The sequence below is a fragment of the Gilliamella sp. Occ3-1 genome, assembly GCF_001690655.1.
Taxonomy (GTDB): Bacteria; Pseudomonadota; Gammaproteobacteria; order Enterobacterales; family Orbaceae; genus Gilliamella; species Gilliamella apicola_P.
In genome coordinates, this window is record NZ_LZHQ01000005.1 from 42038 (window position 1) to 67075 (window position 25038).

Genomic DNA, 25038 nt, shown 5'->3' on the forward strand with positions numbered 1-25038 from the left:
GTGAAGGTACAATTTATTGCACAGTAATTAGTTTTTGTTCAAACTGTTACTGTGCATATAAATTAGTTAATATAATAAATCTAATTTTAGAATTAATCTTTATCTTTCAGTGCTTCTTCTAGCGTTGAATAGAACATTAGTTTGTTAGAAATTGGAACAATTTTTGCGCGAGCTAATGTTTTTAATGGTTGAAACTGTAACTCACAAATTGATAGATCAACTTGTTCAGGTAGTTCATCAATAAAATGAATTAAAGCATTGAGCCCACCAGCATCAAGAATAGGTACCGCATCCCATTGTAGCACTATGTGTTCATATCCATTAATCTTTTGATAGATTTCTAAAAATGTACGTTCAGCGGCAGCAAAAAATAGTGGCCCGTTAATACGTAGCACTAAGGTTTTATCGTTACTGCGATTAAGTTCAACTAAGCGAGTCATGCGGGCGATACGGCGCATAAATAGGATTGAAGCAAGTATAATCCCAAGTGTAATTGCAATCACCATATCAAATAGCACTGTTAACGACATGCAAATAAGCATAATCAAGATATCATCTTTAGGAGCACATTTGATAATATAAATGACGCGTTGAACTGCACTCATATTCCATGCCACGATAAGTAATAATGCCGCCATAGCAGAAAGTGGGATAAATGATAATGCTGGTGCGAAGCAAATAAGAGCAAGTAAAACAACTAAAGAATGCAAAACGGCTGCAATAGGCGAGGTTGCACCTGCTTTGACATTTGCCGCTGAACGTGCAATAGCCGCTGTTGCTGAAATGCCACCAAAAAATGGTGCAATAATATTACCTAAACCTTGGCCAATGAGTTCACTATTTGAGTGGTGTTTAGTGTGTGTCATTTCATCTAATACCACAGCACAGAGTAATGACTCAATTGCGCATAACATTGCCATGGTCAGTGAAATTGGCAGTAAGGCAGTAAATGTTGACCAATCCCAAGTAAAATCAGCGTGCTGCCAAGGTAAAATAAACTCTGGTAGAACAGAGGGTATGCCATGACCTATAGTATTATCAGCTAGTGTATAGGTAAATCGTGAACCAATTGTTTCAATTTGATAGCCAAATTGATTAAAAATAAACATGACAGCAATACCAGCAATTAGAGCTGGTAGGTGTCCTGATATTTTAAGTCTAAGTTTTGGCCATACTATTAACACAATCAGTGTTACTACACCGACTAAAGTGTCAGCAATATTAATGGTTGGTAGTGTTTTAGCTAGTTCCGTAACTTTACCAATATAACTTTCTGGCATATGCTCAAGTGTTAAACCAAAAAAATCTTTAATTTGCATGGTTGCTATAGTTATGGCAATGCCCGATGTGAAACCTAATACAACGGGTAAAGGAATATATTCGATTAATCTACCTAATCGAATTAATCCCATTAATACAAGAAATATACCGGATAGCAATGTTGCAATTAGTAGTCCAGATAATCCGTATTGTAATGATACAGGGTATAAAATAACTACAAATGCTGCTGTAGGTCCAGAAACACTAAACCTTGAACCACCTGTTAATGCAATGATAAAACCACCTATAATTGCTGTGTATAGACCATGCTGTGGTGGTACACCACTAGCAATAGCTAGTGCCATTGCTAGTGGTATAGCAATAATCCCAACAGTTATTCCAGCTATTAAATCTTTGATAAAACGAGTTGTGTTGTAAGGGGTACTTATACATGCAGATATAAATGCACAGCTAATTTTTGTACCAGAAAGGCCATATAATTTCATTGTTTGTAATTAAAGAGATGTTGACTTGAATTCTTAATAAGATAATCTTTTTTAAAAAAAATAAAAGAGCGTTATAAAAATAATCATCTTTTTTATAAAATTTTTTCTAGAAAAAGTTTCATTAAAACATCATCTGTAATTGAAGTGATTTTTAGATGGTTATTTAATGATGAAGTGAAAATAATTTATTAGTTAAAATAAATTTAAATAAATTTGATTAAATATCATAATAATAAAAGGCAATACTCTGTTTTGAAATATTGCCTATTGTTTATCGTTAACCTAAAAGTAATGCATCATCGGTAACTTTTTCACCACGTGTTTTTTCAAACATATCTAATAAATCCGTTACAGTTAATTTAGCTCGTTGTTCTCCAGATACATCAAGCACAACTTGTCCTTGATGAAGCATTACCGTTCGGGTGCCATATTCTAATGCTTGTTTCATAGAGTGAGTCACCATCATTGTTGTTAATTGGTTTTTTGAAACAATTTCATTGGTTAGCTCTAAAACAAATTGTGCAGTTTTAGGATCAAGCGCTGCGGTATGTTCATCAAGCAATAATATTTTAGATGGCTGTAAAGTTGACATCAACAAACTAATAGCTTGCCTTTGACCTCCAGAGAGTAATCCCATCATATCCGATAATCGATTTTCAAGACCTAAATTTAAAGTAGCAAGTTTTTCTTTAAATATTGATCTGATATTGCGATTAAGAGCTGAAGATAAGGTAAAACGATATCCTCGGTTATAAGCGATAGCGAGATTTTCTTCAATAGTTAAGTTTTCACATGTGCCAACCATGGGGTCTTGAAATACGCGAGCAACCATACCTGCTCGTTTCCATGCTGTCCAGCGAGTGACATTTTTACCATTAATAGCAATTTTTCCTGAATCAGGAAGTAAATCACCACTAATCACATTCAATAAAGAACTTTTACCTGCTCCGTTACTACCAATTATGGTAACGAATTCACCTTCTCTAATATTCAGGTTTAGTCCTCGTAATACATGATTTTCAATTGGTGTATCCTGATTAAAAGTCAATTGTAATTGTTCAACTTTAATCATGCTTACTTACCTCTTATTTTTGCGTGTTTTTTTAATTGCTTAGGCACAACAAGAGCCAGCACAACGAGTATCGCTGTAATTAGATTTAAATCTTCTGTTCCAACCCCGATTTCTTGTAAAAACTCATTACTAAGTGCAAATGCAATAAATAAACGATATAAAATAGAACCAACAATAACTGCTAGCATCACAGCCCAAATTCGTTTAGCGGGGAATAAGCTTTCGCCAATAATAATTGATGCAAGACCGATTACAATTGTACCAACACCAATGGTGATATCAGCTCCACCTTGTGTTTGTACAAATAATGAACCTCCGAGAGCAATTAAACCATTTGATATAGCCATACCAAGTATTGTGACTCTTCCAGTCGGAATGCCTTGCGATTTTGCCATTCGTTGGTTGGTGCCAGTTGCTCTTAAGGCCAATCCCATTTGGGTATTTAAAAACGCATTGAGTAAAGCCCAAAACACAATGACAAATCCTAAAGCCATAAGAGGTTGTACAATATATTGGTTGCTGTAATCTTCAGCAATAAATGGTGAAAATATAGTTTTGGCATCAAGTAAAGAAAGATTAGGGGATCCTGCCATTCTTGATGTTTCATCCATAATATACGGACCAACACCTAATATTCTTAAATTGATAGAATAGAGTCCTATCATTACAATAATACTTGATAATAATTGAAGAATATTGAGTTTAACATACAGTATTCCTGTCATTGCTCCAGCAAGACAGCCAGCAAACATACCTAATAACGTTGCAATCCAAGGATCGATACCGATATAAATGCATAATCCACATATCGCTCCACCAAGTGGAAAACTTGCATCAGCAGTAAGATCTGGGAAATCAAGTAAACGAAACGAGATAAATACGCCCAAACTCACCAACGCATAAATAAGCCCAATTCCAATTGAGCCTAATAAAAATTCAGAAGACATGAAAAAAATCCATAAAAGTTAACCGCCAAAGTTGGCGGCTTAGTTATAAAAAAAGTAAAAATTATTTTTCAACAATTTTGGTAGCTGATTTTAATACATTTTCAGATAATATAACACCTTGGCGTTCAGCCGCTTTTTTATTAATTGTTAATTGAGTAACATTACCCACTTGTGGTGGAATATCACCAGGATTTTCGCCGTTAAGTATACGGATAACAATTTTACCAGCTTGACGACCAAGATCATAATAACTCATGCCTAAAGCGGCAATAGCACCACGTTCTGCCGATTCAGGGTTGGATGCAATAAGAGGAATTTTACTTTCATTAGCCACTTTTGCTAAAGCTTCATAAGCAGAAACCACATTATTATCGGTAGTAGTATAAATCATATCAACCTTACCTTTTAAACTTCTAGCCGCAGTAGATATATCAGAAGTGCGTTGCGCAGGAGCGGCAATAATTTTCATACCTCGTTTTTCTAGCTCATTTTGTAATTGTTTTAGTATGATTGTTGAGTTAACTTCGCTAGGGCTATAAACATAACCAATGTTTTTAGCATCAGGTTTTATTTTTAGCATCATATCGATTTGAGAATCTAGTGATAAGGCGTCAGATACGCCTGTTACATTTGTTTTTGATGCATCCCAACTTGGGGTTAATTTAGCTGCTACGGGATCGGTAACGGCAGTGAAAACAATAGGAATAAGTTTTGTTGTAGCAACTAATGCTTGCGAACTTGGCGTGGCAATTCCTACAATAACATCTGGTTTATTTGCTACAAATTGTTTAGCAATTTGGGCTGCATTTGCACTACTACCTTGTGCGCTTAAAAATTGTAACTTTAAATTTTTTCCAGCAATATAACCGCTATCTTTTAACTCATCCTCAACACCTTTACGCACATTATCTAATGCGGGATGTTCAACAATTGCTGTAATGGCAACAAATTTTTGTTCGGTTTTAGACTCAGCGAAAGAATAAAATGTTGCTAACGATAAACTAAGTAACATACAAAGTTTAATGATAGAATTACGCATAGAGCACTCCTGTAATGTTTTTTTTACAATCAAGCTAAATATTAAGTTACTATAAAACAAAAAAAGATAATTTTCTAGTATAAAAACAGCTATGAGTGTAAATTTTTTATTACACATTGTCGGTGATTTGATGTTAATCCAGTTATTGGATTACTGTAGGTTATATTTTTTGCTCACCTAACTACTAAGTGAGCAAAATTGTTAATTAATTTTAGTGAAGTAGGGCTTGATTATTTTCCTATGACTTTGTCAGCAGATTGAATTACCTCAGGAGGCAAAGCAACCCCTTGTTTTTTAGCTGCATCAGTATTAACAACAAGGCGTAATGCTTGCCCTATTTCTGGAGTTATACTTCCTGGTTTTTCACCTTTTAATATGCGCACAACAAGCTTACCTGATTGGCGTCCTACATCATAGTAGCTCATGCCGTATGCAGCAACGGCTCCTCGTTCAATCGCATCAGGGAACGATGCTAAAAGAGGAATTTTATTTTCATTTGCAAATTTGACTAATGACTCATAGGCTGAAACAACATTATTATCGGTTGTCGTATAAATTAAGTCTACTTTACCTTTTAATGTATTGGCAGCAGTTGAAATATCAGCAGTTCGTTGAGCTGGTACCGCAATAAAATTAATATTTTGTTGAGATAAAAGAGTTTGTAGATTTTTTAATACCACAGTTGAATTAATTTCACTTGGACTATAAATATATCCTACTGATTTAACATTAGGTACAATTTTTTTCATAAATTCGATTTGTGGGCCAATTTCTTGATAATCTGATACACCAGTAATGTTTGTGCCAGCGGGTTGCCAATCTTTAATTAATTTAGCGGCGATAGGATCGGTAATTCCAGCAAATACAATAGGAATTTGTTTGGTCGCTGCAGCTGTTGCTTGTGCACTTGGTGTCGCAATTGCTACAATAACATCAGGTTTTGATGCGACAAATTGCCTTGCAATTTGAGCGGCAGTAGCGCTACTTCCTTGTGCACTTTTGTATTGGACAGTTAAATTTTTGTTTAACGTATAGCCGCTGTCTGCTAATTCATCTTTAACACCATCGCGGATTTGATCTAATGAAGGATGTTCAACAATTGCCGTAATGGCCACATTTTTAATTGTATCTGCAAAACTTAAAAAAGGTGTAAGCAATAATATTGTTACTAATAAAATAAAACGTTTCATGAATTAAACTCGCAAACTAGTACAATAGTTTAATTCTAGCTTTATTAATCAAAAATGTGAAGCTGTATTTTATTTATTTGATGATCATGTTACAAAATAATCGTTATTGTAAAATAGTTAAATAATTAATGAGCTTTGAATGAATTATTTCATATTCGATATAATGCCTATAAAACTATATTATCAGTATCTTTGTTTTTTACTGAGCAAATATAAAAGGATTTATCCCACTTTTAGCAAACCCTTCTTCTTCGGTTTTGATATCTAATATCAGCGAAGCAATATCATCCGCGATGACTTCAATATGAGGATCTTTATCTTGATCAAATATTTTTAAATAGCTATGGCAAGCATCACAACACTCGGTTTTAATTGCAGCGAGTTCTTTTTCTAAGGAGAGGTATTGTATGTCCTTCATATTATCGCAACAGGTACATTTAATTCTAGGTACATACCATTCACTTTCACATAAACTACAATGTAAATAGCGTAATCCGTTGTTACCGCCTAATTGAATAATACTAGCAGTAGGCATACTATTACAAACTGGACATAACCAGAGTTTATCTGTATTTTCTGCGATAGCTTTACTTTTAATTTGACTAGCCAGTTGGCAATAATAAACAGATAATGATGACCAAATAAATATTGCTTCATTACCATCAACTTTATCAAAGTCTCCTTTAAGCAAATGTAATGCTTTATTTTGTAATTCTAAAGCGCCATTTTTTTTAAGCTGTTCAATGACTATAGCGATTTGCTGCGTGGTATCAGAAAATGAGTCGAGTAATGAAGTAAAGTAATCTTGCCAAGTATCTTTAAGAGGTAAATTATCTAAACTAAGTGGAGGATATTCGCTATTTAATAAACACGATACATCAATATCTATAGGCTTATGTTTAACTAAATTGGCTTGTTGTTCAGCTATAATTGCACAAAAATTCAAATAATCACTAATTGGATTAGTGTTTGCAAGAGTTTTTAAACGTTCTGCTCGATGAGTATAAAGTGTTTTAGGTGATGGATAAAATAGTAACGGGATTTGTCTAATAACTGAGTTTATGGCTTGTTGTTCAAGTTGTTCTTGGGGGATAATTTTTATACTCATTATAAATGCTCATTAATTGTGATTTTATTCATCACTGCTTTTTATTTTTACTATTAAAATGTCACCGCTGATAGTTACTATCAGCGGAAAATACCATTATAGATGCAGGCAAGTTACTATGCTGGTTTATGCTTAATATCTGTAGATTCTTCTTCAGATTTAGCCTTTAACTTTAGTTCATTTTGATAGATCTTTTCCATTTCTTCTTCATACCAAGTTGAATGATTTTTTTGTGCCCAAGCACGCGAAACATAGCCAGTTATCATCCCTTTAATGGAACCTTTAACCCAAATTGCCATATAAGCATGACCAATTGCGAGCAGAATTAAGCCAATTGCAGCAAGAGAATGAAGAAATATCGCAATACGGACAACTGGAACAGAAAAATTATCCGCAAAATAACGGCGCCACATGATGAGACCTGTAACAAATAAAACTAAAATTAACCCCATAATGCACCAAAATAAAAACTTTTGTCCTACATTATATTTGCCTATTGGAATGCCTCTTTCTTTGCCCAAAATGACATGTTTAAAGTTTTTAATCCATAAAAGATCATTTTTATTTGGAATATTATGGTGAGAGAGTTTTATAAACATAAACATGAGTAAAACAAAAACAATGCACCCTAAAAATGGATGCAATGCTCTTACTAATTGTGGCGTACCAAGAAATAATCCAAACAGTTTTATAGATGGAAAAAATAAAGATAAGCCAGATAGTGCAGTCAAGATAAACAGACAGACCATACACCAATGACAGAAGCGAACAATAAGTGGTGTTCTTAATATCATGCTTTTCTTATCCATGATGATTCTCCTGTTGTGATAAATTAGAGTCAATTTTCTGTTCTAAAACAGGCAAACCTAAACGCTTTCGAGCTTGTTTATCTGCTTCTTTTTCTTCTTCAATGTCTTCTTCATCAACTTCAATTGCACCAACACCCATGTAATGGAACAGCAAACCGCCAAAAGTTGCCACAAATGCAGCTGCAGATAACGGTTTCCAAATACCCTTCCAAAATCTAACAATTTCACTAATTTTAGGTTTTTTTGGTAAGCCGTGATACAATTCTGGTTGATCTGCATGATGAAGAACATACATAACATGTGTTCCCCCAACTCCTTGCGGGTCATAAAGACCAGCATGTTCAAAACCACGTTTTTTCAAATCTACAATTCTGTGTTCAGCATGGCGAATCATATCTTGTTTAGTACCAAAGTGTATAGCGCCAGTAGGACAAGTTTTAACGCAGGCGGGTTCTTGACCCACAGCAACGCGATCGACACATAATGTACATTTATAGGAGTGATTATCTTCTTTACTAATTCGTGGAATATTGAACGGACAACCTGCTACACAGTAGCCACAACCAATACAGTGTTCCGATTGAAAATCAACAATACCATTAGCATATTGAATGATAGCACCTTCTGATGGGCATGCTTTCAAACAACCAGGATCAGAACAGTGCATACAGCCATCTTTACGAATTAACCATTCAAATTTTCCATTTATCTCGACTTCTGAATACCGCATTACAGTCCATGCTTTTGGCTCTAAATCGGCAGGATTATCATAAACACCAACAGTATTGCCAACTTCAGCTCGAAGGTCATTCCATTCGCTACAAGCAACCTGACATGCTTTACAACCTATACAGGTGGTTACATCAATAAGTTTTGCAACTTCTTGTTGATAGTCCCTAGCTCGTGGCGCTGGAGTTAAAGAATTGGTTGCTGAGCGGCGTATAATATCTTGAGTTTGTAATGACATAATTTATCCTCCCATCTTATGCCGCTGTAGTAACTTTTTCGATATTGACTAAGAATGATTTATATTCTGGTGTTTGTGAATTTGCATCACCTAAATGTGGCGTCAATTCATTAACCAAAAAACCTTTCTTTGTCTGACCTGTGAATCCCCATACTATTGGGATTCCAATAGTTTCGATCTCTTTACCATCAACTGTTAAAGTTGGAAGACGTTTAGTCACAACTGCTTTAGCTTTAATATAACCTCGATGTGAAGTGATTTTAACCGTATCACCTAATTTGATTCCTTTTTTGAGGGCAAGATTTTCACTTAACTCAACAAATTGCTCAGGTTGAGTAATTGAAGCTAGCCTTGCATGTTGCGTCCAAAAATGGAAATGTTCAGTGATACTATAAGTGGTACCAACATAAGGAAATTCGCTAGCATTCCCTAAGCGAGCCAAATCTTCTTTAAATGCGCGAGCTACAGGGCTGCTGACTTGATTTGGATGCAATGGATTATTACTAATAGGTGTTTCAAACGGTTCATAGTGCTCTGGGAATGGCCCATCGACTAACCGATTTAAACAAAATAACCCACCTAAACCATCATTATTCATGATAAAAGCACCTGCCCCACTACTTGGTGGTAATGTTGCTGTAAAATCAGGTACATCATTGCCTACCCAACTTGAGCCATTCCATTTTACTAAAACTCGTTTAGGATCCCATGGTTTACCATTTTCATCTGTTGAAGCTCGGTTATAAAGTACTCGTCGATTCATCGGCCACGACCATGCCCAACCAGCATGAACACCTTTACCAGATGGATCGCTTGGATCACGCCTTGCCATTTGGTTACCTTGTTCTGTCCAACAACCACAGAATATCCAAATACCCGATGAGGTTGTACCATCTGCTTTTAATTGTGAAAAACCACTTAGTAATTGACCTTTTTTAAGAATAACATTGCCATTTTCGTCGGTTATATCAGCAAGTGCTCGTCCATTATAATCTTTGGCTAATTCCTCAGCCGTTGGGCCTTCTGGCTTCTTATAATCCCAAACTAAGTTTTCAATTGGCTCGTAATAAGCACCACCTTCTTCAGCATACAGCTCTTTTATTCTCAAAAAGATACGCGCAATAATTTCAGGATCATATAAAGCTTCATAAGGCGGTCTTGCTGCTGCCCAGTGCCATTGTAGCCAGCGAGATGAGTTAACTATTGTACCGTTTTCTTCTGCAAAACAGTTTGATGGCAATCTAAATACTTCGGTTTGAATTTTGCTAGAATCTACATCATTAGATTCGCCATGGTTTTTCCAAAACTCAGCTGTTTCTGTTGGCATTGGATCAATGCTCACCAAGAATTTTAAGTTAGACAAACCTTCGCGAATACTATTTTTATCGGGAAGTGCAGCAAGTGGATTAAAGCCCTGACAAATAAAGCCATTGGCTTGACCATCACGCATCATTTTGCTAAATCTTAAAACATCGTAGGTTTTATCCCATTTAGGTAACCAATCAAATCCCCAATCGTTATCTTTAGTCGATTTATCACCGTACATTGATTTCATAAAGCTGACAAAGAATTTTGGATAATTCCCCCAAAAATTCACTTCGCTTGGACCAAGTGGTTTTGGTGTTTTTTCATCTAGGTACTGAGTAAGTGAAACTTGAGAATCTTTTGGTAAATCAAGATAAGCAGGCAGACGATTTGATAATAAACCAACATCAGTTAAGCCTTGAATATTTGAATGTCCACGTAGTGCGTTAATACCTCCGCCCATTACGCCAATATTGCCTAAAATAAGCTGAATCATGGCAGCAGTACGGATAATTTGTGATCCATAAGTATGCTGAGTCCAACCTAATGCATATAAAAATGTGGCTGCTCTATTGTTAGTTTTAGTGCTAGCAAGTGAGCGGCAAACATGCAAAAAACCTTCAATAGGACTTCCCGTTATTTTATTTACCATTTCGGGTGTATAACGTTTGACATGCTGTTTTAATAGATTCCATACACAACGGGGATGACTTAACGTTTTATCCCGAAGAGCATACCCGTTGTCATCCTTTTGATATGCCCAACTTGTCAGATCATACTGTTTGGTATCAGCTTCATAACCACTAAATAGCCCTGTAGCTTCATCAAAATTAAAATCATCACGAACAATTAGGCTTGCATTACTATGAGTAACTAAGTAGTCAAAATTAACTTCGTTATTGCTAATAAGATAATTGATAATACCAAGTAGAAAAGCAATATCAGAACCTGAGCGAATAGGTACATACAAATCAGCCACTGAGGCTGTTCGATGAAAACGAGGGTCAATGGCAATTAGTTCAGCACCATTATTAATTTTTGCTTCTATAGCCCATTTAAAACCAACCGGATGAGCTTCAGCTGCATTTCCCCCCATTACGATAACAACATTAGCATTTTTGATATCATTCCAGTTGTTAGTCATGGCGCCGCGACCAAAAGTAGCCGCTAAGCTAGATACAGAAGGACCATGACAAACTCTAGCTTGGGTTTCAAGGCTTAACATACCTAATGCGCGAGCAACTTTGAACGCTAACCAACCTGTTTCATTACTAGCTGCTGAGGTAACAAGCCAGCCTGTTGTTGTCCAGCGATTGACTGTTGTGCCTTCCGCATTTTTTTCAACAAAATTTTTATCTCGATCAGCTTTCATTAAACGAGCAATACGATCAATGGCTTCATCCCAACTTATTTGTTGCCATTTATCTGAACCAGGGGCACGATATTCAGGATATTTAACTCGTTGTTCACTTTTTACATAATCCAGAACACCTGCACCTTTAGGGCAAAGAGAGCCTCGACTAACAGGATGATCGGGATCTCCTTCTACATGGAAAATAGACGATTCGGCATTTTTAGCCCCATCGCCACGGCTATATAGCAACATACCACAGCCAACAGAGCAGTAAGTACAATTATTTCGAGTTTCTTTTGATTTCAATAATTTATATTGGCGAGTTTGAGCAAGCGCTACATTTGGAGAAAAACCAAGCGTAGCTACCGTTGTTCCAGCCATACCACCAGCACAGATCTTAAAGAACTGTCTACGGTTAAATAGCATATGGACTCCTTAGAAAGCTGACATTACTTTTTAATTTATTATATTGGAAGCGATTAACATCCTTACTAATTGTAATGATAATCTTTAATTAAATGAAAATAAAGGAAAAAACGAGGAAGAATGACAAAAATTTGATGTGTGTCAAAATTTATACAAAATAATTATTTTTATATGAATTTATTTTTTATCCTTACTTTTGAGCTCATTTATAAATGTAAGGTTGTCCATTTGGATAAATGGACAAAAGGGACTAAATATCCTTGTTATTTTATTGTTTAACTAAAGGATTAATTTCGTCAATAGTTTGCATTACTCTTGTAGTAATAAGTGGTTTGAGTATTGCATTCATTTTTTCAATTTTTACTAGATTAGTGCTATTTAAGTCATCTAAATAACCTTGTTCTCGCAGTGATGCAACTAATATTGAAAATACTCCTTTATCAAAGAATTCAGGAGCATTAATGCCATGTAAGACAGACAATCGCTCAGCAATAAGTTGAGCCTCTTTTTCAAGTGTCGCACGGCTAACAGTTGGATCTTTTTGTAATAATGAAAACGCAATAGCATAACGTTGTAGCGTGTCTCTGGATGATGAAGCCAATAATTGTAATCCTGATATTTTTAAACTGTTGACTGTTAATTTGTCGGATGAATAGTTGATTAGGCTTAATTCGGCGTATGTTTTAATAATTTTATTCACATATTCAGTGAGTTGCTCTTCATTATGATAAAGAAATAGTTCTGATTTGATTAAAGGAAAAAGTAGTTTTACTTGATCTAAAATTTCGCCAGATGAAATTTGGTTCTGTTTGAGTAAAATTCTGGCTACGATAGCAGGAATAATCAGCAAATGTTGAATGTTGTTACGATAATAAGTCATTAAAACCGCTTGTTCGTCTGTCAGACCAACAATTTCGCCTGCAGCATCGGTTGTGATAACAAATTTTCCCATTTCTTTTGCATGTTCAAATAATTCTTGCGCTGTTTGATCTGGAACTGTGATCAAATCTGAATAAGGAATGTTTTTTAAAAATTTTAATAGGTTATCAATAAAATCTATTAGTTTAACTTTGGTTAGTGCTCGTTGATCTGCGGCCAATAGTATTGAACTACATAAATTTATAGCATTAATTGCAGCAGAACAATTGATGCGTTCCATTATTTTTTTTGCGAGTAAGTTGGTTGTTGGTGTTAACCAACTAGGGCGCTGTGTACCAGTTGGTTCAATTTCGTTTCGCCAATCAGGAACTTGTTGATTTAAAAACTGATTCAAAGGTATAGGTTGGCCAAAATTAACATAGCCAAATCCTAATTTTTTTAACTTGAAAAATGCTTTAATTGTTTGCCATAAACTTTCTTTTTCTTTTTTTGCACCGCGTAGTTCATTGGCATAAGTTGCGACTTCTAAAACATGTTCATAGCCTATATAAGTAGGAACAATGGTAATTGGTCTAGCATCTCCTCGTAACAGAGTCTGGATAGTCATCATTAACATGCCTGTCTTAGGATCGAGCAACCGACCTGTACGTGAGCGACCTCCTTCAATAAAATACTCAACAGCATAACCACGGATAAATAGTTCTGCTAAATATTCACGAAAAACGGCAGTATATAGCTTATTTGCTCTAAATGAACGGCGAATAAAAAATGCGCCAAGTCGTCTAAAAATAGGACCTGCTGGCCAAAAGTTCAAGTTAATACCAGCAGCAATATGGGGGGGAACTAATCCTTGCTGATAAAGCACATAAGATAATAATAAGTAATCCATATGGCTACGATGACAAGGAGCATAAACAATTTCATGTCCGTTTTGCGCAAGCTCACGAACTGGATCTGCGTTTGTTACTTTAAGACCTTGATAAAGCCTATTCCATGCCCAAGTGAGCACAAAATCAGTTATTCTTAACATACAATAAGAAAAATTAGCGGCAATTTCGTTTAGCATTACTAAAGCATTTTTTTTCGCTTTATCAATATTAATATTTTTGCTTTTAGCCTCTTCTTGTATTGCTTCTGACAGTCCAGGATTATTTAATAATTTATTAAGCATTTCTTGGCGAACGGGTAGCTTTGGACCTACAGATGCTATTCTTTGTTTTGAAAAATGAATACGTGCTACGCGAGATAATTTATGTGCCAACACTGAAAGATCTTGTTTATCGGCATGAATATCTTTAAACGAAACAGTACGAGAAAAGCGTGTATAACAGTCTCGGCCTGATGTTATTATTTTTAATAATTTACTGGGCGCACCGAGTACTTGTAGTGAAAGTTTTTTTTCCCCTTCTTTATCGGGGCGTCGTCCAAACATGACCGAAGTAGGTAACATCTGGATATCAAGAGCATGATTTTGTTGATGTGCAGAAATATAATCTCTCAATATTTCAATTGTTTTATTTTTTTGCTGGTTAGATGCAAAAATACCAGGTTTTTTATCGATATAGATATAAGCGGGAATAACCTTACCATTAATATCTATGCCAACTAATGGATCAGGTAAATTATATTGCAAACACAGGGAACGAATCACCATCAAATCGATTTGAGAGTTGTAAGGTAATACGTATAGAACTGGTTTGTTGGTATCTAGGTTTAATTCTGTTATTGGATCGGTAGGAATTGGTTTACTTTTAACAAAAAGTTTCACCAAAATCTGGATCAGAAAAAAATAAACTTTAGTCCACCAAGAAAACATAAAAAATAAACCTCATACATTTTTATTAATTATCCACATCCAATTAAATAAATTATATTTTTCACCTTTTAACCAAACCGAAAAAATGGATTTTCGATTAAAAAATATACTATTTTTAGTCTAAAAAAGCACATAAGAAGTATATACTTGTTACCGCTTAACTATTAGTAAATTTGCACAATATTTAGCACTATGCAAGTGGTAGATGAAAACAACTTATATAATGATACGCAAGTCTAATATAAAGATTTATTGATATCAACTCCATAGATTTCTTTGTTTTTTGTCTTGTGCAGTCAATAGATTAATACAATGATTTCTGAAGTATTAACTGTGACTTCGATATAATGCGTCTAGGATATATCGTAATTGTTTGACATCTAATTGACCTGGTGCCGATGCATTTTTAGCCGCTCCAAAGGTCATCGCTGAACCAAATGTCGAGCCAGCAATACGGCTAACAGCTCCAAGCCCAGCCATTGACATAGTAATAATCGGCGTTGTTGAGTGTTTTTTTTTCATTTCTGTGGTAGCAGCTAACAAAGTTAATACATCATCCTCGGTGTTGGGCATAACAGCAATTTTGGGAATATCTGCGCCAAGTTCTTGCATTTTTTTTAGTCGATAGACAATATCGCTCTTAGATGGCGTTTTTTCAAAATCATGATTTGATACCACAACAAATACCTGATGTTTGTGTGCGACATTGATAATATTTTTTACATAGTCATCACCAATAAACATCTCAACATCAATTAGATCGATAAGCCCGCTACAAGCCATTTCTTTATTCAATTGGATATAAGATGTTAATGGCCATGGCTTAGCTCCACCTTCGTTTGCGGTTCTAAAAGTGAATAAAATAGGTTTATTTGGTAGTAAATCTGCTATTTTTTTAGCGACTAACTTTACAGTATTAAGATTATCAACGTGGATAAAGTGATCTACACGCCACTCTAAAACGTCAAAATCAATTGATTGTAAAAACTGTACTTCATCAATTAATTCTGCTTCAGTTTTACCGATAATTGGCACAATAATTTTGGGTGCACCTGAACCGATTTCAAGATTTTTGATGGTAAGTATTTTCATTTTGTACCCTGTTAGCTAAAAATTCCGTTAATAGACCATAATTTTATCTGGTTTTAATTTTGTATTAAATAAAACAGTAGCATGAAGTCATTAGCATAAGAAATTATTTGTTAATCATTAAAACCCATTTGCTCTCTCACATATTCAATAGGGGCATCTTCACCTGTCCAAATTTTTATTTGAGCTGCACCTTGCCATAACATCATGCCAATACCATTTAATATTTTACAACCTTGTTGCTCAGCTATTTCAAGTAGCTTTGTTTTACGCGGACTATAAATACAATCTGTAACAACAAGATCGGGAGTTAACATTGTTGGATCTGTAATTAAGCTTTTTCCTTCTAATGGTTTCATTCCGACACCTGTAGCATTACAAAGTACGACACTATCTGAAATTTCTTTGCGTAGCTTATCTTTATCGGCGAGATCGATAACGCGTACATAACATTGAGTATTTTGATTTAATTTTTTCGCAATAGCTTCTATTTTTGTATAGCATTCATCCTTTTGATTAAAGACAGTGATCTCTTTTACGCCATCAAGAGCAGCTTGTACAACAATAGCTGTTGCAACCCCTCCAGCGCCTAGAATGGTTATTTTTTTGCCTATCACATCAATGTTGGCTTCTTTGAGCATGCGCATGTAGCCCATTCCATCTGTGTTATAGCCTGTTAAAACACCATTATCGTTTGAAATAGTATTACACGCACCACTCATTTCCACTGCAGGTGTTAACTTATCAAGGTATTGGCAGACTAGTTGCTTGTTGGGCATGGACACGGCACTGCCACGTAATCCTAACGCTCGAATTCCTTTAATTGCGTCAGGGAGTTTTTTTTTGTCAACTTCAAATGCTAAATAAACATAAGGCACCTTTAGTTTAGAATAAATGGTATTTTGCATTTGAGGGGATAAGCTATGGCGAATAGGGTAAGCCATTAAACCAATCAATAGAAAATGTCCGTCGATATTATTTCTCATTAACAACTCTCCACAATAGCCCTACTGATTAGTGAGGAGGGATATTTTTAGAATTCTTTATTAACATATTTTTAATTTTATATATATTTATATATAGATTAAAGAGTGAGTATACACTATCGATTGCACTTTCAACATCTATCGCCTAGAATAGTAAGTTTTCTTCTTAACTAAGAATCTATTTTTATGAATACTGTGCTTGATTTGTTTTCTTCAATAAATGCGGTTGTAGTTGCGGTAATTTGCATGTTAATTTTATCTCTTTGCCGTGTTCATGTCGTTATTAGCTTAATAATTGGCGCATTTGTTGGTGGGCTATTTAGTCATTTATCGTTAAAAGAAACCATTGATGCATTTAATACTGGGATCAGCAATGGAGCTAATATTGCGCTTTCTTATGCTATGTTAGGTGCGTTTGCAGTGGCAATATCGAAATCTGGCTTACCCGAATTATTGGCTGATAAAGCTATTAAGCAACTTACATCAAGCGACGCAAAAAAACGTATCAAGTGGATTTTGATTGTTATTATTGGGTTAGTAAGTATTTCATCGCAAAATGTTATTCCTATTCATATTGCTTTTATTCCGCTTTTAATTCCACCGCTTTTATACGTAATGTCCCGCTTACAGCTTGATAGAAGAATGATTGCTTGTATTATGACATTTGGATTAATTACGCCTTATATGTTTTTACCAGTAGGATTTGGGAATATCTTTTTAAATCAAATTTTATTAAAAAATATTACCGCATCAGGAATGGATGTTAGCCATGTAAATGTAATGCATGCAATGGCAATTCCTGCATTAGGCATGTTTGCTGGTCTATTATGGGCTATTTTTGTTAGTTATCGTAAGCCTAGAGAATATAAAATTATTCGTGGAGAGGCAAATCAAGATGCTTTAAAAGATGTGAATAAGCGTTCTCTTATTGTTTCATTATTGGCGATTGTTCTATCTTTTACTGTTCAACTTTATACTGGTTCAATGATTTTAGGTGCCTTAATTGGTTTTATTTGCTTTATTGTGTCGGGTTCGATTAAATGGGGCGAAGCTGATGGCGTTTTTACGGACGGCATCAAAATGATGGCTATGATCGGGTTTGTAATGATTTCAGCACAAGGTTTTGCCGAAGTGTTAAAACAGACTCATGAAATAGAACCTTTGGTTAACAACAGTGCAGCATTATTTGCTGGTAATAAAGTGATTGCAGCTTTTGTGATGATGCTAATTGGTCTGGTTATTACATTAGGTATTGGATCTTCATTTTCGACAGTTCCTATCATTGCTGCAGTATATGTACCACTTTGTGTACAACTCGGTTTTTCACCAATTGCCACTGTATGCTTAATTGGTGCATCAGGTGCGATTGGTGATGCGGGATCGCCACCATCAGATACTATTTTAGCGACCTCTTCTGGGCTAAATAGTGATGGGCAACATGATCATATTCGTGATAGTGTTATTCCAACATTTACCCATTTTAATATTCCATTATTTATTGCTGGTTGGATTGGCTCGTTAATTTTATAAGTTAATCCAATTAAATGAATTAAGGTCGTTATTCATTATGAATAAAAAATCATCCCAAAATATTAGAGCCATTTGTGCGCAAGCTATTTTTAATGTGCTAGAAGAAGGACAGTCATTAAGCGCTACATTGACAACTTTAAACCACAAAATAGCCGATAAAGATAAGGCGTTAGTGCAAGAAATCTGTTTTGGTGTGATGCGAGTGTTACCAGAACTCAACTTTTATATTCATACCTTGATGAGTAAAGTGTTAACGGGTAAAAATAGAATTTTACATGACCTATTGTTAGTGGGTATTTACCAGATTCTTTATACCCGTATTCCAGCACATGCAGCAGTCGGTGAGACAGTTAATGCGGTCAATACTCTCAAAAAAACACAGCTTAAAGGGGTTGTAAATGGTGTATTGCGTGAGTTTTTGCGCCAACAAACATCATTACAACAACAATTTACACAAGACAGCAAGCAACAAAACCAGCAGACATTACACCCAAGTTGGTTGTTAACACGCCTTAAGCAAGCCTATCCAGAGCAGTGGCAAGCCATTGTTCATGCTAATAATCAAAAGCCACCAATGTGGTTGCGAGTTAATCTTAACCAATATTCAGTAAGTGATTACCAACAATTACTTGCTGAACAACAAATTGAGTCTGATAGCTTTCCAGAGTTACCTAGTGCTCTGCGATTATTGTCGCCTGTCAATGTAAATAAATTACCCTATTTTGATGAAGGTGCTGTCACGGTACAAGATCTGTCTGCGCAATATGCCGCTTATTTGTTAGCACCGCAAAATGGCGAGCTCATTTTGGATATGTGCGCAGCACCTGGTGGTAAAACCACACATATTTTAGAAATTGCTCTAAAAGCACAAGTTTTAGCGGTGGACATTGAGCCTAGCCGAGTGAAGCGCATTCACGAAAATTTAACTCGATTAAACTTACATGCCGAAGTTAAAGTTGGTGATGGATTAACCCCAGAACGATGGTGTAAAGGGCAACAATTTGATCGCATTTTACTTGATGCGCCTTGCTCAGCAACAGGTGTTATCCGCCGTCATCCAGATATAAAATGGTTACGCCGAGATAGTGATATTGCCCAATTAACTGAGCTACAACATGCAATCTTAACTAATATTTGGTCTTATTTAAAAACTGGTGGTACTTTAGTTTATGCCACTTGTTCAATTCTACCAGACGAAAATAAATTACAAATTGAGCGTTTTTTACAAGAAAACACCAGCGCCAAATTACAAGGTGAAATTAAACAATTTTTACCTACTGAAAATGGTGGTGATGGTTTCTTTTATGCAGTATTAAAGAAAGTATAATTTTCCCTTTTATTTTTGTTAAAAAGTTTCAGGTAACTATGTGTTTAAGTATAAAAAACTAAAAAAATTACACAATCCTAATTTGGACAATCTTTAGTAGTTGTGATAAATTTTGGGCTTGTTTTATCTTATAAAGATGTTCAGATATGGCTTATACTCTCACCTACAATGATTTACCTGAAAATATCCAACATTGGCAAGGTTTACCACTGTCATTAAATGGCTGTGAAGTGGTTCCTTTAGATTATAATGCAGGTAAAACAGGCTGGATTATTTATGGTAAAAAGTTAAATAAAACAGTCTTATCAAAATTCCAAGATCAACTTTCTATGCCAATGGTGATTGTTTCATCATGGAAAATCAAAACTTATCAGATTGTTCGTATTGCAGGGGTGATACCTAAAAAAGCTAAATCGATATCATTAGCATTAGGTATTGATGTTGCCCCAATCGATAATTTACCCACGCTACGCTCCCCGGGGTTACTTGTTATGGACATGGATTCGACAGCGATTGGCATTGAATGTATTGATGAACTGGCCAAATTGCATGGTGTAGGGCAGCAAGTTGCAGCGGTAACTGAACAAGCTATGCGTGGTGAACTTGATTTTGCCACAAGTTTGCGAAAACGTGTGGCAACCTTAAAAGGGGCGCATCAAGCTATTTTAGATCAAGTTAAAGATAATTTACCACTTACTCCTGGGCTTACTTATATAGTAAAAGAACTGCATAAAAAAAATTGGCATGTTGCTATTGCCTCAGGCGGTTTTACCTATTTTGCGGATCATTTAAAGCAAAAGTTAAAATTAGTTGACGTTTATGCTAATGAATTAGAAATCAAACATGGAAAATTAACTGGTAAAGTTTCTGGTCAAATTGTTGATGCAAAATATAAAGCAAGGACATTACAACAACTAGCAGCATCGTTGGAAATTCCCATTGAACAAACTGTCGCAATTGGTGATGGAGCCAATGATTTGATGATGATTCGTATTGCTGGTCTAGGTGTTGCTTATCATGGTAAACCTAAAGTTGTCGAAAAAGCACGAATTAGTATTAATTATGCAGATTTAACAGGTTTATGGTGTATTTTATCCACTAGTTTATTAAGTGAAGGTTAGGAGATTAAATTGGCAAAAGCAGTGAAACGTGCTTATGTTTGTAATGATTGTGGAGCAGATTACCCACGTTGGCAAGGGCAATGTAGTTCATGCCATGCTTGGAACACCATTACCGAAGTTAGGCTTGCAAGTACCTCTTCACGTAACGACAGATTAACGGGTTATGCAGGTAGCGGGATTGGGCAAGCTAAAATTCAAAAATTGTCCGAGATCAGTTTAGAGGCACTGCCAAGATTTTCAACTGGTTTTTCAGAATTTGATCGTGTGCTTGGTGGTGGTGTCGTACCGGGGAGTGCCATTCTCATAGGAGGGAATCCCGGAGCAGGTAAAAGTACGTTGTTACTGCAAACCATGAGTAAACTCTCATCACAAATGAATACACTTTATGTTACTGGTGAGGAATCCCTCCAACAAGTTGCGATGCGTGCCCATCGATTAGGTTTACCTGCGGATAATATTAATATGTTGTCCGAAACCAGTATTGAGCAAATCTGTTTATTGGCTGAGCAGTCCAAGCCTAAATTAATGGTGATTGACTCTATCCAAGTGATGCACCTTACTGATATCCAATCTTCGCCTGGTAGTGTCGCTCAGGTTCGAGAAACAGCTGCTTATTTAACACGTTTTGCTAAAACAAAAGGCATTGCCATTATCATGGTGGGGCATGTTACTAAAGATGGCTCTCTTGCTGGCCCAAAAGTACTTGAGCACTGTATTGACTGTTCAATTTTATTAGATGGGGATGCTGATTCTCGTTTTAGAACTCTACGCAGTCATAAAAACCGTTTTGGTGCAGTAAATGAGCTGGGTGTATTTGCTATGACAGAACAAGGTTTAAAAGAGGTTAGCAACCCATCAGCAATCTTTTTAAGCCGTGGAGATGAAATGCTACCGGGTAGTTCGGTAATGGTATTGTGGGAAGGTACTCGCCCATTACTGGTCGAAATCCAAGCGCTAGTCGATCACTCGATGTATGGTAATCCAAGACGTGTGACTGTAGGATTAGATCAAAATCGGCTTGCATTATTGCTTGCAGTATTGCATAGGCATGGGGGATTGCAAATGGCCGATCAAGATATTTTTGTTAATGTTGTTGGTGGTGTAAAAGTTACCGAAACAAGTGCGGATTTGGCATTGATTGCAGCACTTGTATCAAGTTTTCGCAATCGTCCGTTGCCACAAGATATCGTTATTTTTGGTGAAATTGGTCTTGGTGGCGAAATTCGACCAGTACCAAGTGGACAAGAACGTATCTCTGAAGCGGCTAAACATGGTTTTAAAAAAGCAATTGTACCTATTGCCAATATGCCGAAGAAGAAGCCCGAAAATATGCAGATTTTTGCAGTTAAAAAAGTGTCAGAAGCACTAGATATTTTAGGTGATTTTTAAAAACCATATAAAATAGTAATAGTTAAAATTAATCCGCGAATAAGATTATCGGCGGATTAAAGCTGGATTCAATTTTATTAAATGGGTTAATGTTATTGTTTAATAACAAATTTCATAACAAGGTTGATAAGCGCTTCCTCCTGGCAATTTCATTCGGTTTTGTTTAACAAAACTACGCAATAAATTATCAAGTTGCTGCATAATTTCAATATCACCTTGTAATTTGTATCGACCATTTTCCGCAATTTGCTTCATGCCAAATTCTTTAACATTTCCTGCAACAATACCAGAAAACGCACGACGCAAATCAGCGGCTAACAGCTCGACAGGTTGCTCACGATGAAGATTTAATGATGCCATATTAGCGTGAGTAGGTTCGAAAGTATGTTGTAACGATTCATCGATTTTTAATAGCCAATTAAACCCATAAGCATCACCTGTTTTTAAGCGTGAAGCTTTAACATGCTTAACACCCTCTTTCATAATATGAGCTACTTGTTCAGGTGAATCGATAATAATTTGATAAAGTTTAGTTGCCTCATCGCCTAATGTGCTACGAATAAAATTATCTATTGAAGCAAAATAATCTTCGCATTCTTTAGGTCCAGTCAGAATAAGAGGTAGGGTTTGGTGTTTATTTGCAGGGTTTAATAAAATACCCAGAATATAAAGCAACTCCTCAGCGGTGCCTGGTCCACCAGGGAAGATAATAATGCCATGAGCCATTCGCACAAACGCTTCAAGCCGTTTTTCGATATCGGGCATAATAATCAATTCATTAACTAATGCATTAGGCGGTTCTGCTGCAATAATTGACGGTTCGGTCATGCCAATAAAACGGCTTTCTTTATAACGCTGTTGCGCATGGCCAACAGCAGCACCTTTCATTGGTGCTTCCATAACACCTGGACCACAACCAGTACAAATGTTAAGTTCACGTAAACCAAGTTGCATACCTACTTGACGAGCATAATAGTATTCATTTTCGTTAATCGAATGTCCACCCCAGCAGACAATCAAATTTGGCTCTTCACCCACATGGAGCGCATTGGCATTGCGTAAAATAGAAAAAACAAGGTTTGTAATATAAAACGAATGATCCCTTTCAAATTTGAAATCGGAAATAAGCTCTTTAACTGCACTGATTTGACTATTCAAAAAAAGGATATCGCGTAACACTGCAAACAAATTAGCTTGAATTGAACGAATAATCTGACCATCAACAAAAGCGCTTTCTGGAGCATTAACCAACTCTAACTTGACGCCTCGCTCTTTACTAATCACATTAATTTCGAAAGACTGGAATCTATCTAACAGATCTTTCGTATTATCGGTTTTACTACCTGCATTTAGTGTTGCTAACGAACAATTTCTATATAATTTATAAAGTTCGCTATTGGCAGATTTTTTCAGGATATCGACTTCTGCCTGAGCAAGTAAATCCATTGATCCTAATGGGCTAATATGGGTGATCATTACAACCTCCATTTGGCTATTTTATCAGCAATGCTGACTATTATATACTTAAACTGGCTTAATAAGTAAAGTTGATAAATTATTCTTAATATTAAATTAACAGCTAAAAGTGATACAACAAAATCCAAGCTGAATTAAACTTACAAAAGTTTCCACTAAACTATAAGAAGATCATTTTTTAATTGGCTTTTTAATATCAATACGATTTGGTATTTGGTTATTTTTTCATATTTAAATTCTCTCTTACTTTTTGCTGTATTAACTTTGGGAGTATCTTTAATATTTAATGTGGATTTTCAAATGTGTCTACTTTATAATCGTTATTTATTAAATAAACAATGATTATAAAGGTGATGAAAAATAAATGAAAAAACTATTAATTACATTAACTACTTTTGCGAGTTTCTCAACTTTTTCTCATGCTGAAACAAATGGATTTTATATAGGTGGACAATTAGGGGTATCAGTGTTAAAAACGAATAGTTTCAAAAATACCTTGAATTATGATGGGTATATTTTGAATGATAATATCTTAGATTCCATGCATAAAACTAAATTAGCAGGCTCTTTAAATTTAGGTTACAACTTCTTTTCTGATTATGATGATGTTCCAGTGCGAGCGGAATTATCTTTCACACTACGTGGTAATGCAGATAAAAATGAAAATAGGTATGATATTTATGAGGAATATCATCTTCGTACTACTCAAAAAGTCAAAGTGCGCATGAATACACTAATGTTAAATGGTTATTATGATATAAATATTGATGACTTGCCAATTACCCCATTTATTGGCGCTGGAGTAGGCGTTGCATTCACTAAATTAGAAAATAATTATAAAGAAAAATATAATGTTTCTGTTGATGGTGTTGATTATGAACGTTCATTATCAAAGACGAAAACAAAGTTTGCATGGAATGTTGCTGCTGGCGTAGGTTATAAATTAAATAATAATATTGATTTAGATTTCACTGCCCGTTATGTAGATGCAGGTAAAGTAACGATTAAAGAGCATAATGAATACTATCGAACTAAAGCTAGCGGTAAGTTAAGTTCAATTGATTTATTAGCAGGCGTTCGTTATAACTTCTAATTAATAGGTTAAGTGGTAGGAAAACGTTGGATTGTTTACATGTCATAATTGAAATAACTCTTTAAAAATTTATAAGAATTTTTACTCGAAATTGCTTTATGTGGTTTAACTTTATTAAGACATAAACCACATATCAGGTATCTAATTTCAATTAAAAATGTAACTCTCCCCTAAAATAATACAGCAAAAAAGTAGAAAATTCTCTATGATAAAAGTAAAGAGGATTTAAACATGAAAAAAATGACTGAACATCAAATCGTCGCTATTTTAAAAGAAGCTGAAGCGGGTATTCCGGTTAAAGAACTCTGTCGTAAATATGGCATGGGTAATTCAACTTTCTATAAATGGC

At 35.4% G+C, this 25038-nt stretch carries 19 protein-coding genes; 6 read left to right on the forward strand and 13 right to left on the reverse strand.

Going from position 1 to position 25038, the window contains the following annotated elements:
- Positions 1-92 precede the first annotated feature (92 nt).
- From dauA to A9G43_RS01980, 12 genes are all read right to left on the reverse strand, one after another.
- Positions 93-1766, reverse strand: a complete 1674-nt coding sequence (gene dauA / locus A9G43_RS01925; RefSeq protein WP_065606159.1) for a C4-dicarboxylic acid transporter DauA — start codon at positions 1764-1766, stop codon at positions 93-95.
- 277 nt (positions 1767-2043) lie between these two features.
- The gene (locus A9G43_RS01930; RefSeq protein WP_065606165.1) at positions 2044-2838 is read right to left on the reverse strand and encodes an ABC transporter ATP-binding protein; all 795 of its coding nucleotides are present in this window, start codon (positions 2836-2838) and stop codon (positions 2044-2046) included.
- Positions 2839-2840: 2 nt separating this feature from the next.
- Positions 2841-3785: an ABC transporter permease gene (locus tag A9G43_RS01935; RefSeq protein WP_065560857.1), complete on the reverse strand. Its 945-nt coding sequence runs from the start codon at positions 3783-3785 to the stop codon at positions 2841-2843.
- A gap of 61 nt (positions 3786-3846) precedes the next feature.
- Positions 3847-4824: an ABC transporter substrate-binding protein gene (locus A9G43_RS01940; protein WP_051634212.1), complete on the reverse strand. Its 978-nt coding sequence runs from the start codon at positions 4822-4824 to the stop codon at positions 3847-3849.
- A gap of 230 nt (positions 4825-5054) precedes the next feature.
- Positions 5055-6014: an ABC transporter substrate-binding protein gene (locus A9G43_RS01945; protein WP_065606167.1), complete on the reverse strand. Its 960-nt coding sequence runs from the start codon at positions 6012-6014 to the stop codon at positions 5055-5057.
- 199 nt (positions 6015-6213) lie between these two features.
- On the reverse strand, positions 6214-7122 hold the full coding sequence (gene fdhE / locus A9G43_RS01950; RefSeq protein WP_065606169.1) for a formate dehydrogenase accessory protein FdhE: 909 nt from the start codon (positions 7120-7122) through the stop codon (positions 6214-6216).
- A 116-nt stretch (positions 7123-7238) separates the two neighbouring features.
- A complete protein-coding gene (locus A9G43_RS01955) occupies positions 7239-7931 on the reverse strand; it encodes a formate dehydrogenase subunit gamma (RefSeq protein WP_065606172.1) in 693 nt (230 codons plus the stop codon).
- Positions 7924-8898, reverse strand: coding sequence for a formate dehydrogenase subunit beta (gene fdxH / locus A9G43_RS01960; protein ID WP_065606174.1), 975 nt, complete (start codon positions 8896-8898; stop codon positions 7924-7926). The genes A9G43_RS01955 and fdxH overlap by 8 nt, the downstream gene beginning before the upstream one ends.
- Positions 8899-8914: 16 nt before the next feature.
- Positions 8915-11983, reverse strand: a complete 3069-nt coding sequence (gene fdnG, locus A9G43_RS01965; RefSeq protein WP_081297987.1) for a formate dehydrogenase-N subunit alpha — start codon at positions 11981-11983, stop codon at positions 8915-8917.
- A gap of 268 nt (positions 11984-12251) precedes the next feature.
- Positions 12252-14678, reverse strand: coding sequence for a glycerol-3-phosphate 1-O-acyltransferase PlsB (gene plsB, locus A9G43_RS01970; protein WP_065606176.1), 2427 nt, complete (start codon positions 14676-14678; stop codon positions 12252-12254).
- A 327-nt stretch (positions 14679-15005) separates the two neighbouring features.
- Positions 15006-15770, reverse strand: a complete 765-nt coding sequence (gene aroD / locus A9G43_RS01975; RefSeq protein WP_065606178.1) for a type I 3-dehydroquinate dehydratase — start codon at positions 15768-15770, stop codon at positions 15006-15008.
- Positions 15771-15880: 110 nt separating this feature from the next.
- Entirely contained in the window at positions 15881-16753 is an 873-nt protein-coding gene (locus A9G43_RS01980; RefSeq protein ID WP_065606180.1) for a shikimate dehydrogenase, read from the reverse strand.
- A gap of 186 nt (positions 16754-16939) precedes the next feature.
- Between A9G43_RS01980 and A9G43_RS01985 the strand changes: the two genes are divergently transcribed.
- The 4 genes from A9G43_RS01985 to radA all read left to right on the forward strand — a co-directional run bounded on the left by A9G43_RS01985 (position 16940) and on the right by radA (position 22120).
- A complete protein-coding gene (locus tag A9G43_RS01985; RefSeq protein WP_065606182.1) occupies positions 16940-18283 on the forward strand; it encodes a Na+/H+ antiporter family protein in 1344 nt (447 codons plus the stop codon).
- 37 nt (positions 18284-18320) lie between these two features.
- On the forward strand, positions 18321-19610 hold the full coding sequence (gene rsmB, locus A9G43_RS01990; protein WP_065606183.1) for a 16S rRNA (cytosine(967)-C(5))-methyltransferase RsmB: 1290 nt from the start codon (positions 18321-18323) through the stop codon (positions 19608-19610).
- A gap of 146 nt (positions 19611-19756) precedes the next feature.
- Positions 19757-20731 carry a phosphoserine phosphatase gene (serB, locus tag A9G43_RS01995; protein WP_065606184.1) on the forward strand — a complete coding sequence of 325 codons (975 nt, stop codon included), beginning with the start codon at positions 19757-19759 and terminating at the stop codon, positions 20729-20731.
- A 9-nt stretch (positions 20732-20740) separates the two neighbouring features.
- The gene (gene radA, locus A9G43_RS02000; RefSeq protein WP_065575362.1) at positions 20741-22120 is read left to right on the forward strand and encodes a DNA repair protein RadA; all 1380 of its coding nucleotides are present in this window, start codon (positions 20741-20743) and stop codon (positions 22118-22120) included.
- 99 nt (positions 22121-22219) lie between these two features.
- On the opposite strand, the gene ppnN is transcribed toward radA, so the two are convergent.
- Complete coding sequence (ppnN, locus tag A9G43_RS02005; protein WP_065606185.1) at positions 22220-23596, reverse strand: nucleotide 5'-monophosphate nucleosidase PpnN; 1377 nt, start codon at positions 23594-23596, stop codon at positions 22220-22222.
- 364 nt (positions 23597-23960) lie between these two features.
- On the opposite strand from ppnN, the gene A9G43_RS02010 reads away from it, so the two are divergent.
- Together A9G43_RS02010 and A9G43_RS02015 are read left to right on the forward strand one after the other, a co-directional pair.
- A complete protein-coding gene (locus A9G43_RS02010) occupies positions 23961-24689 on the forward strand; it encodes an outer membrane protein (protein ID WP_065606186.1) in 729 nt (242 codons plus the stop codon).
- 231 nt (positions 24690-24920) lie between these two features.
- The coding region (locus A9G43_RS02015) for a transposase (RefSeq protein WP_141673995.1) at positions 24921-25038 on the forward strand (118 nt) is incomplete at its 3' end.

Coding starts and splice junctions, on each gene's coding strand:
- dauA (WP_065606159.1), bottom strand. CDS start 1,766: ATGAAATTATATGGCCTTTCTGGTACAAAAATTAGCTGTGCATTTATA.
- A9G43_RS01930 (WP_065606165.1), bottom strand. CDS start 2,838: ATGATTAAAGTTGAACAATTACAATTGACTTTTAATCAGGATACACCA.
- A9G43_RS01935 (WP_065560857.1), bottom strand. CDS start 3,785: ATGTCTTCTGAATTTTTATTAGGCTCAATTGGAATTGGGCTTATTTAT.
- A9G43_RS01940 (WP_051634212.1), bottom strand. CDS start 4,824: ATGCGTAATTCTATCATTAAACTTTGTATGTTACTTAGTTTATCGTTA.
- A9G43_RS01945 (WP_065606167.1), bottom strand. CDS start 6,014: ATGAAACGTTTTATTTTATTAGTAACAATATTATTGCTTACACCTTTT.
- fdhE (WP_065606169.1), bottom strand. CDS start 7,122: ATGAGTATAAAAATTATCCCCCAAGAACAACTTGAACAACAAGCCATA.
- A9G43_RS01955 (WP_065606172.1), bottom strand. CDS start 7,931: ATGGATAAGAAAAGCATGATATTAAGAACACCACTTATTGTTCGCTTC.
- fdxH (WP_065606174.1), bottom strand. CDS start 8,898: ATGTCATTACAAACTCAAGATATTATACGCCGCTCAGCAACCAATTCT.
- fdnG (WP_081297987.1), bottom strand. CDS start 11,983: ATGCTATTTAACCGTAGACAGTTCTTTAAGATCTGTGCTGGTGGTATG.
- plsB (WP_065606176.1), bottom strand. CDS start 14,678: ATGTTTTCTTGGTGGACTAAAGTTTATTTTTTTCTGATCCAGATTTTG.
- aroD (WP_065606178.1), bottom strand. CDS start 15,770: ATGAAAATACTTACCATCAAAAATCTTGAAATCGGTTCAGGTGCACCC.
- A9G43_RS01980 (WP_065606180.1), bottom strand. CDS start 16,753: ATGAGAAATAATATCGACGGACATTTTCTATTGATTGGTTTAATGGCT.
- A9G43_RS01985 (WP_065606182.1), top strand. CDS start 16,940: ATGAATACTGTGCTTGATTTGTTTTCTTCAATAAATGCGGTTGTAGTT.
- rsmB (WP_065606183.1), top strand. CDS start 18,321: ATGAATAAAAAATCATCCCAAAATATTAGAGCCATTTGTGCGCAAGCT.
- serB (WP_065606184.1), top strand. CDS start 19,757: ATGGCTTATACTCTCACCTACAATGATTTACCTGAAAATATCCAACAT.
- ppnN (WP_065606185.1), bottom strand. CDS start 23,596: ATGATCACCCATATTAGCCCATTAGGATCAATGGATTTACTTGCTCAG.
- A9G43_RS02010 (WP_065606186.1), top strand. CDS start 23,961: ATGAAAAAACTATTAATTACATTAACTACTTTTGCGAGTTTCTCAACT.